The 15,347-nt window shown below is 72.8% G+C and carries 13 protein-coding genes; 7 read left to right on the top strand and 6 right to left on the bottom strand.

Going from position 1 to position 15,347, the window contains the following annotated elements; genetic code table 11:
* Positions 1–46: 46 nt before the first annotated feature.
* The 4 genes from ACI2K4_RS08985 to ACI2K4_RS08970 all read right to left on the bottom strand — a co-directional run bounded on the left by ACI2K4_RS08985 (position 47) and on the right by ACI2K4_RS08970 (position 3,053).
* Positions 47–826, bottom strand: coding sequence for a TIGR03089 family protein (locus ACI2K4_RS08985; RefSeq protein ID WP_404509877.1), 780 nt, complete (start codon positions 824–826; stop codon positions 47–49).
* 193 nt (positions 827–1,019) lie between these two features.
* On the bottom strand, positions 1,020–1,679 hold the full coding sequence (locus ACI2K4_RS08980) for a phosphotransferase (RefSeq protein WP_404509875.1): 660 nt from the start codon (positions 1,677–1,679) through the stop codon (positions 1,020–1,022).
* Positions 1,680–1,698: 19 nt separating this feature from the next.
* Positions 1,699–2,913 carry an endonuclease gene (locus tag ACI2K4_RS08975; RefSeq protein WP_404509874.1) on the bottom strand — a complete coding sequence of 405 codons (1,215 nt, stop codon included), beginning with the start codon at positions 2,911–2,913 and terminating at the stop codon, positions 1,699–1,701.
* 11 nt (positions 2,914–2,924) lie between these two features.
* Positions 2,925–3,053 carry a hypothetical protein gene (locus ACI2K4_RS08970; protein ID WP_404509873.1) on the bottom strand — a complete coding sequence of 43 codons (129 nt, stop codon included), beginning with the start codon at positions 3,051–3,053 and terminating at the stop codon, positions 2,925–2,927.
* A 114-nt stretch (positions 3,054–3,167) separates the two neighbouring features.
* Here ACI2K4_RS08970 and ACI2K4_RS08965 point away from each other — a divergent pair, with 114 nt between their 5' ends.
* Together ACI2K4_RS08965 and ACI2K4_RS08960 are read left to right on the top strand one after the other, a co-directional pair.
* On the top strand, positions 3,168–4,031 hold the full coding sequence (locus ACI2K4_RS08965) for a pyrimidine reductase family protein (protein ID WP_404509871.1): 864 nt from the start codon (positions 3,168–3,170) through the stop codon (positions 4,029–4,031).
* A gap of 169 nt (positions 4,032–4,200) precedes the next feature.
* Positions 4,201–5,598 carry a hypothetical protein gene (locus ACI2K4_RS08960; protein WP_404509870.1) on the top strand — a complete coding sequence of 466 codons (1,398 nt, stop codon included), beginning with the start codon at positions 4,201–4,203 and terminating at the stop codon, positions 5,596–5,598.
* An 87-nt stretch (positions 5,599–5,685) separates the two neighbouring features.
* Here ACI2K4_RS08960 and ACI2K4_RS08955 read toward each other — a convergent pair whose 3' ends face one another.
* Both ACI2K4_RS08955 and ACI2K4_RS08950 read right to left on the bottom strand, forming a co-directional pair.
* Positions 5,686–6,297 (bottom strand): hypothetical protein, encoded by a 612-nt coding sequence (locus ACI2K4_RS08955; RefSeq protein ID WP_404509869.1) that lies wholly within the window; start codon positions 6,295–6,297, stop codon positions 5,686–5,688.
* Positions 6,298–6,381: 84 nt separating this feature from the next.
* Entirely contained in the window at positions 6,382–6,990 is a 609-nt protein-coding gene (locus ACI2K4_RS08950) for a TetR/AcrR family transcriptional regulator (RefSeq protein ID WP_404509868.1), read from the bottom strand.
* Between the two features lie 278 nt (positions 6,991–7,268).
* Between ACI2K4_RS08950 and ACI2K4_RS08945 the strand changes: the two genes are divergently transcribed.
* From ACI2K4_RS08945 to ACI2K4_RS08925, 5 genes are all read left to right on the top strand, one after another.
* On the top strand, positions 7,269–8,621 hold the full coding sequence (locus ACI2K4_RS08945; protein ID WP_404509867.1) for a PHB depolymerase family esterase: 1,353 nt from the start codon (positions 7,269–7,271) through the stop codon (positions 8,619–8,621).
* Between the two features lie 272 nt (positions 8,622–8,893).
* Positions 8,894–10,663 (top strand): ATP-binding protein, encoded by a 1,770-nt coding sequence (locus ACI2K4_RS08940; protein ID WP_404509866.1) that lies wholly within the window; start codon positions 8,894–8,896, stop codon positions 10,661–10,663.
* A gap of 10 nt (positions 10,664–10,673) precedes the next feature.
* Positions 10,674–11,819 (top strand): exonuclease SbcCD subunit D, encoded by a 1,146-nt coding sequence (locus tag ACI2K4_RS08935; RefSeq protein WP_404509865.1) that lies wholly within the window; start codon positions 10,674–10,676, stop codon positions 11,817–11,819.
* Complete coding sequence (locus tag ACI2K4_RS08930; protein WP_404509864.1) at positions 11,819–14,305, top strand: AAA family ATPase; 2,487 nt, start codon at positions 11,819–11,821, stop codon at positions 14,303–14,305. Before ACI2K4_RS08935 ends, ACI2K4_RS08930 begins: the two co-directional genes overlap by 1 nt.
* Positions 14,302–15,288, top strand: coding sequence for a hypothetical protein (locus tag ACI2K4_RS08925; protein ID WP_404509863.1), 987 nt, complete (start codon positions 14,302–14,304; stop codon positions 15,286–15,288). Before ACI2K4_RS08930 ends, ACI2K4_RS08925 begins: the two co-directional genes overlap by 4 nt.
* The last annotated feature ends 59 nt before the right edge of the window (positions 15,289–15,347 follow it).

Genomic DNA, 15,347 nt, shown 5'->3' with positions numbered 1-15,347 from the left:
ACGCCGTACAGCTTGCCAAGCCCGCTGGGGTCACTCCCGCCGGTGGTCAGAAGATGCGGGTGGCACCCTCGGCTTCGGCGCGGGCCTCGGCGGTGCCCGGTGCGAGGTTGTCGCAGAGGATGACCGAGGCGCCGACAAAGAGCGGGGCGAGCAGCCACTTCACCGGGTGTTCGTGCTCGGCCGCCTCGACCAGCACCCGGTCCCCCCGGCGCAGGTCGCGCATCTCGGCGACGCCCTGCGCCAGGTTCGCCCACTCCTGGTAGCTGGTGCCGTCGACGGTCGCGGCGGCGGAGGGGTGGATCGAGGCGTACGCCGGCAGGCCGGTCCCGTGTTCGCGGACCTCGACCAGGTAGTCGCGGTAACCGGTCGGCACCTCGCGCAGCGGGGCGGTCCCCGGGCCGGGGCCGAGCACGAAGCGGTGCGGCGCCTCCGGCACGTCCTCCAACCAGTTGTCGACCCGGTCGCTGGCCACGAAGGTGACGTCGATCGGCAGGTCCGCGCCGACGCCGACGCGCGGCAGACCGGCGGTGGCGAGCGGGTGGAAGGCCACCGCCACCCCCGCCGACCAGGCACCGAGCAGCACCGCGGCGGTCTGCCAGTGCGGCGGCAGGAGCAGCGCGGCACGGTCACCGGGGACCAGTCCGCAGCCGTCGACCAGCAGGTTCGCCGTCCTGGCGGACCACTCGCCCAGCTCCGCCGACGACAACTCCACCCGTTCTCCGGTCGCGTCGTCACAGTAGGTGAGCACAGGCCGGGCCGCGTCGCCCGCCGCCGTGTCGAGCATGGCGGAGACCTTTTCGGTACGGGATGTGGCGGTCAGGTCCATCGGACGCTCCTCAGGGGTACGGAAGACGGTATTCCGGTCAGAAGGGGCTCGACCGAAGCGGTCGCTCGACGAGGACGTACATGAAAGATGATGTGGGTACATGTTTGAGCATGTAGAGATTTGCGGGGTTGTCACTTCCGGCGAGGCTACCCAACGTCAGCACGGCCGGGCCGGGACGGGCCAGTCCGGACGGTCAGTCGGGGCGGGTACGGATCAGGGCGAAGGCACGGTCCAGGACCGCCTTCTCCGTGACCGAGAGGGTGGGGTTGATCCGACGCGTCGCCAACGCCCGGCGGGCCTGGCTGAACCGGGGCGGGTCGACATGGCGCTGGAAGGCGGCCAGTGCCAGCCGGCCGGGGTCGGCCAGCCGGGCATCGTCACCGATCGCGACCTCGGCGAAGATGAGCGCGGTCATGGCGACGTCGTAGTCTGCCGGTCCCTCGGTCGTGTTGCGCCAGTCGATGACCACCGGTCCGCGCGGGGTCAGCAGCACGTTGAGCGGGTGCAGGTCGAGATGCAGGATCCGGTCCCCCGGGTCGGCGCCGAGCCGGGGCGGCAGCGCGTGCAGGCGCTCGTGCAGCTCTGCCAGCAGCCCGGCGGCGCTGTCGACGTCGACCCGATCGGCGAGCATGGCCGCCAGCAGGGTCTCGCCGTCGAGTCGTTCGAGCACCAGGTCCGGGCCGTCGGCGGCGTAGACGGTGGGCACCGGGTAGCCGGCCGCCCCGACGTACGCCATCACGGCCGCCTCCGGGGCGGTGTCGCCGCCGTCGCGGTAGCGGCGCAGCACCCTGGCCTGGTCGAGGGCAAAAACGTCGGCGTCCCGACCGGAGGCGAGAGGGGTTCCTTCGCTCACGGCTTCCGACGGTAGCGGCTCAGTTGCCCCAGATCGCGGTAGCCCACTCCGGGTGGTCGACAAAGGGGTTGCGGTTGCCCTGCCATTCGTCGTAGATAACCTGGTTGCGCCGCTTTTCGAAGGCGTCCGGCGGGTCCGCCTGGTTCCACTGCAACAGCACCGAGAGCTTGCCGATGTACGGTGCGCTGCCGTTGTCGACCGACTGGTTCGGCTCCAGGTTCGGCCAACCGTCGCCGCCCTCGTACCGGATCGCCATGTAGAGGATCATGCGGGCCACGTCGCCCTTGACCGCGTCGCGCGGCTCGAACGAGTCGCCGTCGCTGAGGCTGCCCGGCGCCTCGGCGACCGGGGAGCCGCCGTTGTCGAAGTCCTTGTTGCCCCGCGCCGCGTTGACCGACACGTCCTCCGGCCGCAGGTGGTGCACGTCGGTGCCGGGGCCGGTGGTGGTGCCGAAGTCGCCGTGCGACTTGGCCCAGACGTGCTCGCGGTTCCAGTCGTCCGGGTCGCCGCCGTTGCTGTTCTTGCTCTGCGAACGCCCGCTGTAGAGCAGGATGACGTTGCCCGGGTTGGCCGGGTCCTGGTCGGTGTCCTTCAACGCCTCCCAGGCCCGGTCGTAGCTCAGCCTGGTCTGCACCCTGATCACGTCGTGCAGGGCGGTACGCAACGCGGTGCCGGTCTTGCCGATCGCACTGGCGTAGTACGTCCGGTCGTAGTCACCGGCGGGCGGGGTCGCGGTCGGACCGGCCGTGGGTGTGTGGCTGGGCGTCGGGGTGTGGCTGGGCGTCGGCGCGGGGGTCGAGCCGCCGAGGCTCATCGCGGTCGGGTCCTTCGAACCACCGTGCGCGAAGTACGCCGTCAGGGTCCCGGTGACGGTGACCGACCGCCCGCGTAGTCCCGGGTTGGAGCGCAGTCCGAAGGTGCCCCGGTAGGGGGCCGACACCTGGACGTAGAGCATTCGCGCGGTGGCTGTCTCGGCCGCCGAGTCGGCGATCGCGATCGCCGTGTCACCGGTGAAACCGGACCGGAGCACCGTGTCGGTGGCCGTCGGCTGCCCGACGACGTAGCCGGTGACCGGGGCGGACCGGCCGTCCTGGGCGGCGAGCGCACCGGCCACCGTCAGGCTCTCCGCCGCCGAGGCCGAGACCGCCACCACCGGCACCCCGGCCACCATGACCAGCACGAACCCGATCGCCAGCCGCCACGTACGCGAGGCGGCGATCCGACTGAGATCCATGCGAGACAATGCTAGTCGAGCCGCCATGATCGGATGGAGGTCAGCCGACCGTCGGGGCGCGGCCGGCTGACCACCGGTCGTACGGGCAACCCGGCCGACCCGTGCGCCCCGGGCCGACGTACGGCATAGGGTTTCGACATGATCTGCCGAGCGTGCCGCGAGCGGCGGCATGACCAGTGCCCCGGCCGGAACTGGTGCGACTGCCAGCACCGGCTGCCGACGCCCACCCCACCGGTGACCGGACCGGCCGGCGAATGAACCAGCCGACCCCCATCACCGACCCCCGGACGCCGATCCTGCGGCTCTGGCCCGCCCCGGACGACACACCGTTGGACGACGCCGCGCTCGCCGCGCTGTACGGCCGGACCGAGCAGCCGCACCTGCGGGTGAACTTCGTGTCGAGCATCGACGGTGCGGTCGCGGTCGACGGCTTCTCCGCCGGGCTCTCCAGCGGGCCGGACAAGCGCGTCTTCGGCGTACTCCGGATGCTCTGTGACGCCCTCGTGGTCGGCGCCGGCACGCTACGGCAGGAGAACTACGGCCCGGTACGCCTCGACGAACGCCGCCGGGCCTGGCGGCGCGCGCACGGGCTGGCCGAGTACCCGACCCTGGTCGTGGTCTCCGGGGCACTCGACCTCGACCCCCGGCAGGCCGCGTTCGCCGAGGCCCCGGTCCGCCCGGTGGTGCTCACCCACGGCCGGTCCACCCCGCCGCCGGGGCTGACCGCCGTCGCGGACCTGGTCCGGGTCAGCGCCGACCCGATGGACCCGAAGAGCCGGTTCGAGGAGTCCACCGAGATCGGCCTGGTCAACCAGGTCGGGCTGGTCGACCAGGACGACCGGATCGATCTGGTGGACCGGGTCGACCTGGCCGCCGGACTGGCCGAGTTGCAGCGCCGTGGCCTGCGGCAGTTGCTCTGCGAGGGCGGTCCGTACCTGTTCGGCGCGCTGACCACCCGTGACCTGGTGGACGAGGTCTGCCTGACGGTGGCACCGCTGCTGGCCGGCGCGGGAGCGGGGCGGATCACCGCCGGGACGCCGAGCCCGCCCAGGGGGATGGGGCTACGGCACCTGCTCGCCGCCGAGTCGACGCTGCTGTTCCGCTACGTACGGGACTGAGCAGGACGGGCGGGCGCCCGATCGGAGACTCATCCACCCGGTCGACATCAATCAACGTTCGCCTATAGAACGGGTGACGGTTTCCTGACAGTCTGCGTGGGGCCGATCTTTCGGCTCCGACCCGCGACTTTTCGGCCCCACCCCGCCGACCGCCACGAGGAGACCGTCGATGACCACACCCGTCGCGGAGGCGGCCGAGGCCGAGGGGACGCCGGGGCGGGCGGAGGGGACGTCGAGGGCGGGTCGGGTGGCGGGCTGGGTGGAGACCAGCCTGCTCGCGATCGGGGTGGTGCTGCTCGCGGTGAGCCCGAAGCCGGCCATGATGGGCGACGGTCTCGCCCGCTACCAGGCCCTGATCGAGCTGCTCGAACAGCGACACCTGCCGGGTACGCCGTACTCGATGATCGGGCCGCTCTTCGCGACCCCGCTCTGGGCGGTCGGGCGCTGGTACGGCAACACCCAGATCTGGCTGGTGCAGTACAACTACCTGCTGTTCATGCTCGGGCTCGGGGCGGTCCACGCCCTGTTGCAGGGCCGGTTGGCCGCCCGCCCGCTCCGGCGGCTCCTGCTGCTGCTGGTCGGCGCGAGCATGGTGGCCGCGCACGTACAGGACTTCTACGGCGAGGTGTTCACCGTGATGGCCGTCGGCGTCGGGCTGCTCGCCGTGACGTTGCCGGACACCAGGTGGGCGACCAGGGCCGCGGGTTGGGTGGCGGTGGTGCTCGGGGTGGCCAACACCCCCGGCACGATCGTGGCGCTCGGACTGGTCGTCGGGGTGCTCTGCCTGCTCCGACGCCGGTTGCGTTACCTGGCGGCGCTGCCGGTCGCCGCCGCCCTGATCGCCGGTGAGGCGTGGTGGCGCTTCGGCGACCCGCTGCACAGCTCGTACGCGGGGCACGGCGGCGGCGCGACGGTCATGCCGTACTCGGGTGAGCCGGGGTTCTCGTACCCGTTCCTGCTCGGTCTGGTCGCCATCCTGTTCTCGTTCGGCAAGGGCCTGCTCTGGTTCACCCCGGGCCTGTTCCTCCCGGTCCGGCAGCGGCTACGGGACGCCGGGCCGGGCCTGTGGACGGTCTGGCTGCTCTGGGCGACGTTCGTGGCCGGGCTGGTGCTGCTCTACGCCCGCTGGTGGGGCTGGTACGGCGGCATGTACTGGGGTCCGAGGTTCTTCCTGTTCGCCATGCTGCCCGCCGCGCTGGCGCTGGCCGTACGTCTGGAGCCGGAGCGGGCGAGCCCCTGGGCGAACCTGGCCACCCTGCTGGCGGTCGCGCTCTCGGTCTGGGGGGCCGCGAACAGTCTGGTCTTCAGCCAGTTGCGGCCGTGGACCTGTTACGAGAACAACTACCACCTGGAAGCGCTCTGCCACTTCACGCCCGAGTTCAGCCCGCTGTGGTACCCGTTCGTGGAAACCCCCGAACTGACCGCGCTGCAACGCGGCACCCTCGCCTTCTACGCCCTGCTCCTGCTCTGGCTCGCCGCCCCGCTGCTGGGTCGGCTCGCCCGGCAGGTCACGGCCACGCTCGGCGCCCACCGCGACCGGTTGGCCTGGCGCGCCTGGCGCTGGTAGGCGAGATCACTGGTAGGCGGGATCACTGGTAGGCGAGACGTTGGTGGGCGGGGCGCTGGTACGCGAGGACCGGTAGGCGAGGACGCGTCAGCGGGAGGCCGTGGAGTCGCCGGGCGCGAAGAGATCGGTCTGCTCGTCCGCCCGGAACGTCGCGGTGGCGTGCTCGGGCGCGGCACGCTCCTCGCGTACCGGCAGCCGGGAGTAGAGCCGGGCCTTCGGGTCGGGGCCGCGCCGGGCGGTCACCGGGCAGGTGACGAGCCGGATCGGTGCGGGTGGCGGCTCGATCGCCCGGGTTCCCCAGCGGATCCAGACCGGCACCCGGCCCGCGCCCGCCTCGGCCAGTAGCTTCTCGACCGACCGGCGACGGTCGGAGCGGTCGACCTCGATCGCCAACGGTGGGCCGTCCGGCCGGGCACAGGCCACGTCGAGGAACGACTGCCGGTGCGCGTACGGCGGGGGCAGCGGGAGCACGCTGGCCGCCCGGCGGTAGACCCGCCAGCCCCGCCCTGCCGCCCAGTCCGCGATCTCGTCCACCAGCAACTCGGTGACCTGCTCCTGGCTCCGGTCGAGGAAGAGGAGCGCGTCGATCCGCTCGGCGAGCGACGCGACGACCAGATCGTCACCGGACGCCTCGACCGGCGACGTGGTCGCGACCGCCGGTGCGGCGCTCGGTTCGGGAAGGTCTGCGGCAACGTCCACCGTCCCACGCTATCGGGCCTCCGGCGACGGCAGTACCCGACCAACTCGTCGCCCTGCGCGACCCCGACCGGGGGCGACCGCTGGTCACCGGGAGGGGCGGGCGGCCCGGTGGAGGTTGCCGATGCCGATGTCGAGCGCGGCCTCCAGGTGGTCGATCTGCCCGGTGGCGAGCATCATCGTCACCCCACCCTGGATTCCGGCGAGCAGGGCCGAGGCGTTGCGGTCGGCGTCCAGCTCCGGGTCGACCTCGCCGCTGGCCTGCATGTGCCGCAGCCCGTTGGCGATCTCCGACTGCCACTGCCGGATCAGCTCGTGCACCACCGCCTGGGCCCCGGGGGTGTTCCGACCCAACTGCGAGACGAGCAGGTTGAGTGGGCAGTGCTGCCCCTGCTCGCGGTAGCGGGCCACCACCGCGTCCCGCCAGGCCCGCCAGGCGGGCCAGGAGGTGAGCTCACCGAGGTACGGCTGTTGGTCGGTCAACACCCGGTCGGCCTCGTAGTGGGCCACCGCCAGCAGCAGTTCCTCCTTGCCGTCCGGGAAGTAGTGGAAGAGCTGGCTCTTGCTGGTGCCGGTGCGGGCCCGTACGTCGTCGAGGGTGGTGGCGACGATGCCGCGTTCGCGGATCTCGGTGGCGGCGCCCTCGATGATCCGCCGCCGGGTCGCGGCGCCCTTCGGGGTCAGTGTCCGGTTCATCGGCGACTCCCTGGCTGGACTGACGGGCTTTCCCTGGGCTGGCGGGCTTCGCCTGGACTAACGGGTCCAGTTTATCCCGGCCCGACGGAGACCCGCTCGCCCATCCCGCCTCAACTGAAAGTTTTCGGGCGCCACACCCTTAACCACCTCTAAAAACTCATGTTGATCGATGCCTTGTGCGGTGAAATCTTTCAATCCATACTTCGGAATGTTTCACCACCGTCACCCGACCGGCAAGGCGTACGCCGGTCGACCCGCCCCGAACGAAGGAAAGACGCATGAGACGACTCGCCCGCCTGCTCGGCGCCGCCGGAATCGCGGCGGCGCTGGCGCTGCTCAGCCTCTCCGTGGCCACGCCGGCCTCGGCGGCCACGCTGACCGAGGTGACCAACTTCGGCACCAACCCGAGCAACCTGCGGATGCACCTCTACGTACCGGACCGGGTCGCGGCCCGCCCCGCGATCCTGGTCGCCGTGCACTACTGCACCGGCACCGGACCCGCGTTCTACTCCGGCACCCAGTTCGCCCAACTCGCCGACCAGTACGGGTTCATCGTGATCTACCCCTCGGCGACCCGCAGTGGCCAGTGCTTCGACGTCTACTCGCCGCAGGCGCTGCGCCGCGACGGGGGCAGCGACCCGGTCTCGATCCTCTCCATGGTCCGGTACGTCCAGCAGCGCCACAACGGCGACCCGGACCGGGTGTACGCGACCGGCGTCTCGTCCGGCGCGATGATGACCAACGTCCTGCTCGGCAACTATCCCGACGTGTTCAAGGCCGGTGCCGCGTTCGCGGGCGTACCGCACAGTTGCTTCGCCACCACCGACGGCTCGACCTGGAACAGCCAGTGCGCCAACGGGCAGGTGATCCGTACCGCGCAGCAGTGGGGCGACCTGGTACGCAACGCGTACCCCGGGTACAGCGGGGCGCGGCCACGGATGCAGCTCTGGCACGGGACGAACGACGAGACGCTGCGTTACCCGAACTTCGGCGAGGAGATCAAGCAGTGGACCAACGTCCACGGCCTGAGCCAGACACCGACCTTCACCGACACCCCGCAGTCCGGCCACACCCGGACCAGGTACGGCGGCAGCGGCCCGACCGCCCCGGTCGAGGCGATCAGCATGCAGGGCGTACCGCACAACCTGCCGGTGAACGCGGCGGAGGTGATCCGCTTCTTCGGCCTGAACACGACCACCCCGCCGACCACCAGGCCGCCCACCACGCCGCCGCCCAGCACGCCGCCCCCGACCACCCCGCCACCCACCACACCCCCGCCGACCACGCCGCCGACCACCCCGCCTCCCGGCGGCGGCACCTGCGCGGTCGGCTACACCGTCAACGCCTGGAACACCGGGCTGACCGCCGCCGTCACGATCAGCAACCGGGGCAGCTCCCCGATCAACGGCTGGAGCCTGGCCTTCACCCTGCCCACCGGGCAGACCATCACCTCCGGCTGGAACGCCTCCTACAGCCCGAGCAGCGGCGCGGTGACCGCCCGCAACGTCAGCTACAACGGCGCGATCAACCCGAACGGTTCCACCAGCATCGGTTTCCAGGCCACCCACACCGGCAACACCGGACGGCCGACCTCGTTCACCCTCAACGGCGTCGCCTGCACCCTGACCTGACCCCCGCCGACCGGCGCCCGCGCCGGGGTGACCCGCGCGGCAGGCGGCGTCACCCCGGCGACGGCGGGTGGACGCCGCGTGACACCCGCCACCGGTGGCGCGACCCGCGCTGCCCGGCAGGCGCGTCGACTTGGCACCCTGTCGTACGGGTGGGGCAGGATGCATCTCGTGTTGTATCTCCCGCGCGAGTCGATCTTCATCCGGCAACCGGCCATGTGCCACGGTCCGACCCCGGTCCGGGTCCCGGCCGCCGGCCCGACCGGGGCCCGCCGATGAGCGACCCGCTGGCCGGCACCGGCCCGGAGGACCCCGGTGAGGTGGTCGGCCGGGTGCTCGGCACCGCCGACGCCACCCCGTTGCAGTTCTGGACCGCCGTCGGACCGGACAGCTACCTGCAACTCGACGACGTGGTGGTGACCCGGCGTGAGCTGCCCGACCGGGAGCCGATCACCATCGCCGGGGTGGTCACCCAGGTACGGGCCCGGCACGAGGGGGCCCAGTTCGACTCGGACGTCTTCGCCATCGCCGACGGCACCCTGCCGGCCCAGGTGCAGGAGGCCGCCGAGATCACCACCACCCGGGTCGACCCGGAGTTCTACGTGCCGCCCTCGCCCGGCGCGCTGGTCCACCGGGCCCAGGGCGACGCGCGCGACTCGGCGCTGCACTTCGACCGGATGGAACGGCGGGTGCCGATGGGCACCGGCCGGGACGGGGTGCCGGTCTTCCTCAACGCCGACTTCCTCGACGGCACCCGGGGCGCGCACGTCTCGATCTCCGGCATCTCCGGGGTGGCCACCAAGACCAGTTTTGCCACCTTCCTGCTCTACTCGGTGTTCCGCTCCGGTGTGCTCGGTGGCGACGCGGTCAACGCCAAGGCGCTGATCTTCAACGTCAAGGGCGAGGACCTGCTCTTCCTCGACCACCCGAACACCCGGCTGGACGCCGCCACCACGGCGGCGTACGCGAAGCTCGGGCTCAGTGCCGGCGCCTTCCCGGACGTGCGGGTCTACGCCCCGCCCCGGGCCGGCGACGCCACCGGCACCCCGGACGTCAGCAGTCGACTGACCGGGGTGGACAGCTTCTACTGGACGCTGACCGAGTTCTGCGGGGACCGGCTGCTGCCGTACGTCTTCGCCGACGCCGACGACGAACGCCAGCAGTACACGATGGTGGTCCACTCGGTCACCGCCCACCTGCACCGCTACGCCCAGCCGGCCGACGGCGGGGTGAGCATCGACGGGGTCCGGGTGCACTCCTACCCGGACCTGGTCGACCACATCGTGGAGCAGCTCACCGACGAGGAGACCCGTTCCACCTGGGCCGGCAGCGCGATCAACACCGGCACGGTGAACGCGTTCGCCCGACGCCTGATCAACAGCAAGAAGGACCTGGCCCGGCTGATCCGGGGCGACCTGGCCACCCGCCGGCCGCACCGGATCAACACCGCCGAGAGCGCCCAGGTCACCGTCGTCGACCTGCACAACCTGCCGGACCGGGCGCAGCGCTTCGTGGTCGGTGTGACGCTCAAGACCGAGTTCGAGAACAAGGAGAAGACCGGCACCGCCAAGCCGCTGCTCTTTGTCGTACTCGACGAGCTGAACAAGTACGCCCCGCGCGAGGGCTCCTCCCCGATCAAGGAGGTGCTGCTCGACATCGCCGAACGGGGCCGGTCGCTCGGTGTGATCCTGATCGGCGCCCAGCAGACCGCGAGCGAGGTCGAACGGCGGATCGTCACCAACTCGGCGATCCGGGTGGTCGGCCGGCTCGACCCGGCCGAGGCGTCCCGCCCCGAGTACGGCTTCCTCCCCCCGGCCCAGCGCCAGCGCGCGCTGCTCGCCAAACCCGGCACGATGTTCGTCAACCAGCCGGACATCCCGGTCCCGCTCTGCCTGGAGTTCCCCTTCCCGGCCTGGGCCACCCGGGTCTCCGAGGCCGGTCAGGCCCCGTCCGGGACGCTGCGCTCGATCACCCAGGCGGCGGACCCGTTCGCGGTCGTCGGCTCCGGTGCCGGCGCGCTGACCGACGACGACATCCCGTTCTGAGGACCCCGCCGTGAAGATCCTGCACACCTCCGACTGGCACATCGGAAAGGTTCTCAAGGGACAGTCCCGGGTCACCGAACAGGTGGCCGTACTGGCCCAGGTGGTCGAGGTCGCCCGCGACGAGCGACCGGACCTGGTGATCGTCGCCGGTGACCTCTACGACACCGCCGCGCCGACCCCGGAGGCGACCCGGCTGGTCACCCGGGCCCTGACCGCGTTGCGCGGCACCGGGGCGCAGGTCGTCGCGGTCGGCGGCAACCACGACAACGGACCGGCGCTGGACGCGTTGCGGCCGTGGGCCGACGCGGCCGGGGTGGCGCTGCGCGGCAGCGTCCGGGACACTCCGGACGAGCACCTGGTCGACGGGGTCACCGCCGGTGGCGAGCGGTGGCGCCTGGTCGCCCTGCCGTTCCTGTCCCAGCGGTACGCGGTCCGCGCCACCGAGATGTACGAACTGACCGCCGCCGAGGCGAACCAGACCTACGCCGACCACGTCGGGCGGTTGTTCCGGCGGCTCACCGAGAGTTTCACCGAACCGGACCGGGTGCACCTGGTCACCGCCCACCTGACCGTGGTCGGCGCGATGGCCGGCGGCGGCGAGCGGGAGTCGCAGACCGTACTCGGCTACGCGGTGCCGGCGACGGTCTTCCCGACCAACGCCCACTACGTCGCCCTCGGTCACCTGCACCGCGCGCAGCAGGTGCAGGGCCCGGCACCGATCCGCTACAGCGGCAGCCCGTTGGCGATCGACTTCGGCGAGGAGGAGAACCGGCCCTCGGTGACCGTGGTCGAGGTGAGCACCAGCACCGCAGCCAGGGTGCGCGAGGTGCCGATCACCGCCGCCGCGCCGCTGCGTACGGTCCGCGGCACCCTGGCCGAGCTGGCCGAGTTGGAGCCGCCGGAGGGCTGGCTGCGGGTGTTGGTCCGGGAGACGCCCCGGGCCGGGTTGCGCGAGGAGGTGCAGGCACTGCTCCCGAACGCGCTGGAGGTCCGGATCGACCCGGAGCTGCTCGCCGCCGCGAGCCGTACCCGGGCGGCGCCCCGGGCCGGGCGCTCGCCGAGGGAGCTGTTCGGCGACTACCTGGACAGCCGGGGCCCGGACGAGGACGGCGTACGCGACCTGTTCGACGAGCTGTACGAGGAGGTGGGCGGCTAGTGCGTCCGCTCCGGCTGGACCTGGCGGGATTCACCGTCTTCCGGGAACCCACCACCATCGACTTCACCGACGCCGACTTCTTCGCCCTGGTCGGGCCGACCGGCTCGGGCAAGTCCACCATTCTCGACGCGATCTGCTTCGCGCTCTACGGCACCGTGCCCCGCTGGGGCGGCACCCGGGGCATCGCGAACGCGCTCGCCCCGTCCTCGGTCGAGGCCCGGGTCCGGCTGGTCTTCGACTCCGCCGGCTCGCGCTACGTGGCGACCCGGGTGGTCCGCCGGGACAGCCGGGGCAACGTCAAGACCGGCAACGCGGGGCTGCAACGGATGCCGGACGGTTTCGACGTCACCAAGCTCGACACCGGGATGAGCCCGGAGGATCTCGGTGAGGTGGTCGCCGGGACCCCGAAGGAGATGGACGAGGCGGTGTTGGTCGCCGTCGGCCTGCCGTACGAGCAGTTCACCAGTTGCGTGGTGCTGCCGCAGGGGCAGTTCGCCGACTTCCTGCACGCCAAGCCGGCCGCCCGGCAGGAGATCCTGGTCAACCTGCTCGGACTCGGCGTCTACCAGAAGGTCCAGGAGGCCGCGACGGGACGGGCGGTCGCCGCCGAGGGACGGCTGGCCGGCGTCGACCAGGTGCTGAGGGGGCTCACCGACACCGACGAGCAGACCCTCGCCGCCGCCACCGAACACCTCGACACGATGCGCCGGCTCGACGCCGAGGTCCGCGCCGCCGTACCCGAACTGGAACGGGCCCGAGGCGCCGCCCGGGCGGTGGCCGACCGGCTGACCGCGCTCGACGGCGAACTCGCCGAACTCGACCGGATCCACCCACCGGCCGACGTGACCGAGGTGACCCGGGCGGTGACCGACGCGCGGGCCGGGGCGGCCGAGGCCGCCTCGGCGGTCACCCTCGCCGAGGAGGACGAGGAGAAGGTACGCGGTGAGCTGGCCGCCGCCGGTGACCCGACCACGCTGCGGCTGCTGCTCCAGGCGCACACCGAACGCGACCGGGTGGCCGCCGAGGCGGAGACGCTCGGCGGTGGTCTGGCCGCCGCCGACGCCGACCACGCCGCCGCGCTGGCCTCGGTCGAGCGGGCCCGATCCGACGCTGCTCGGGCCGCCGACGAGCTGGAGGCGGCCCGGCGGGCGTACCAGGAGGCGCAGACCGCCGACCGGGCCGCCGCGCTGCGCGGCCACCTGACCGCCGGGGCGCCCTGCCCGGTCTGCGAGCAGGAGGTGCACGTGGTGCCGGCGGTGCCGGCCGGGTCGGCGGTCAGCGCCGCCGAGGCTGCCGGGCACGCCGCCCGGACCGCCGCCGACGCCGCCAGGAAGCTGCTCGACGAGCGGGACCGGGCGGCCCGCGCGCTGGAGCGCGACCTCGACCGGGCCCGGGCCCGACACGACCAGCTCGGCGCGGCACTGGCCGAACTGGACACCCGGCTGGCCGACTCACCGGGCCCGGCCGCCCTGCGCCGCGAACTGGGCGCGCTGGAGAAGCTGCGCGGCCGGCTGGACCAGGCCGGCACAGCGGTGCGCACCGCCCGGGAGGCGTCCCGGCGGGCCGGCGCGACGGTGGAGGCGGCCCAGGAACGGGTCCGGCTCGCCGGCCGGGGCTTCGACACCGCCCGGGACCGGATCGCCCGGCTCGGTCCACCGGCCGCCGACCGGGACGATCTCGCCGCCGCCTGGGCGGAGCTTCAGCGGTGGGCCGGGCAGGAGGCGGACCGGCGGCGGACCGACCGGGAGGTGCTGGCGGCCGAGGAGACCGCCGCGCGGGCCGCCACCGACAGCGTCGCCGCCGGCATCGGCGCCCTGTTCGCCGCCGCCGGCCTGGCCGATGGGACGGTCGGCGGCGAGACCGATCCGGTCGCCGCCTCGGCGGTCGCGGTGGTGGCCGCCGAGGGCGAGGTACGGCGGCTGACCGAACGACGCGAGCAGGCCGAACAGCTCACCGCGAAACGGGTCGAGCACGAGAGCGCGGCCCGACGGGCGCGCTCGCTCGCGGGGCACCTGCGGGCCAACAACTTCGAACGCTGGCTGCTCGCCGAGGCGCTCGACCTGCTGGTCGACGGCGCCTCCCGGATCCTGCGCGACCTCACCGGCGGGCAGTACGAGCTCACCCACGACAAGGGCGAGTTCTACGTGATCGACCAGCACGACGCGGGGCTGCGTCGGGGCGTACGCACCCTCTCCGGCGGGGAGACGTTCCAGGCGTCGCTGGCCCTGGCGCTCGCCCTCTCCGAACAGCTCGCCGGTCTCTCCACCACCACCGCCAGCCTGGAGTCGATCCTGCTGGACGAGGGCTTCGGCACCCTCGACGTGGCCACCCTGGACACCGTGGCGGCCACCCTGGAGACACTCGCCGCCCGGGGCGACCGGATGGTCGGGGTGGTCACCCACGTACCGGCGCTGGCCGAACGGGTGCCGGTCCGGTACGAGATCCGCAAGGACGCCCGTACCGCCCGGGTGGAGCGGGTCGGATGACCGGGCCGGAGGCGGCGCGGCCCCCCGCACCGCCACGGATCTTCGTCGACGGCTGGGACCCGTCCTACGGCGCCTCGTTCGAGGCGGCCGGTGGACCGGCCACGCCGAGCAGCCAGCCGGTCGACCCGGCCGTCGAGCTGCCCGCCGACGAGTGGCGGGCGATCGGCGTACGCGACGGGGTGGCACCGCCGGACGTGGTGCTGCTCGTCGACGGGGTGCGCCGGATCGACGCCAGCGTCTGGACCCGGGAGCAGGACGGCGCCTCGTACCCGGGCATCGCCGCCTCGTACGCCGCCGGGGTGGTCCGCTGCGACCTGCGGCGCGGCGCCGCCGAGTTGGCCGGTGCCCGGGTCGCCCGGGGGCTGTTCACCGCCAGCCCGTCCGCCGGGGACGTGCTCGCCGGCCAGATCCGCTACACCCTGCACCGGGTCGGCGGCAGCGGTGAGCTGAGCAAGCTGCCGGCCGCCGTACAGGGGCCGCTGACCGCGCTGGAGGTCGAGGTCTCCCGGGGCGCCAGGACCGACGACGACCTGCTGGTGGTCGACGGGCCGCTGCGCAACCGGCGGGACCTGCCCCGGGCCATCGGTTACATCAAGACCCAGCACAGCCAGTACCTGGACGCCGGGCTCAGCGCCGTGGTGACCGGGCTGGCGCCGGGCCACCGCTCCCCGGTGTTCCGGCTCGACACCGCCTGGGGCGGCTACTCGTGGTACCTGCGACTGCCCGGCACCGGCGGGGCGCCGTGGGCCGGGGTGGTCCGGGTCGAGTGTTCCGCCGAGCTGAGCGTGTCGGAGGCGATCGCGCTGGCCGACCGGTCGCTGGTGACGCTGCCCCGGTTCGCCTCGTCGCCGTACAAGGATCCGCGCGCGCCGCAGAACCTGATCCCGATCGCCGGTCTGGAGCGACGGCTGCGCGCGATGCTCGGCGACGCCCGGCTGCTGCACCGTACGCTCACCGTCGCCGCCGGCCGGATGTCCCGCTGACCGGAGCCGCGTTCCGGGCCGGTGTCCCGCTCCGGTGATCCTGGCCATGCTCGGCGACG

The sequence above is a fragment of the Micromonospora sp. NPDC050397 genome (assembly GCF_044901685.1).
Taxonomy (GTDB): Bacteria; Actinomycetota; Actinomycetes; order Mycobacteriales; family Micromonosporaceae; genus Micromonospora_G.
The sequence above is the reverse complement of the archived record's forward strand: the minus strand, read 5'-3'. Positions and strand labels throughout refer to the sequence as shown.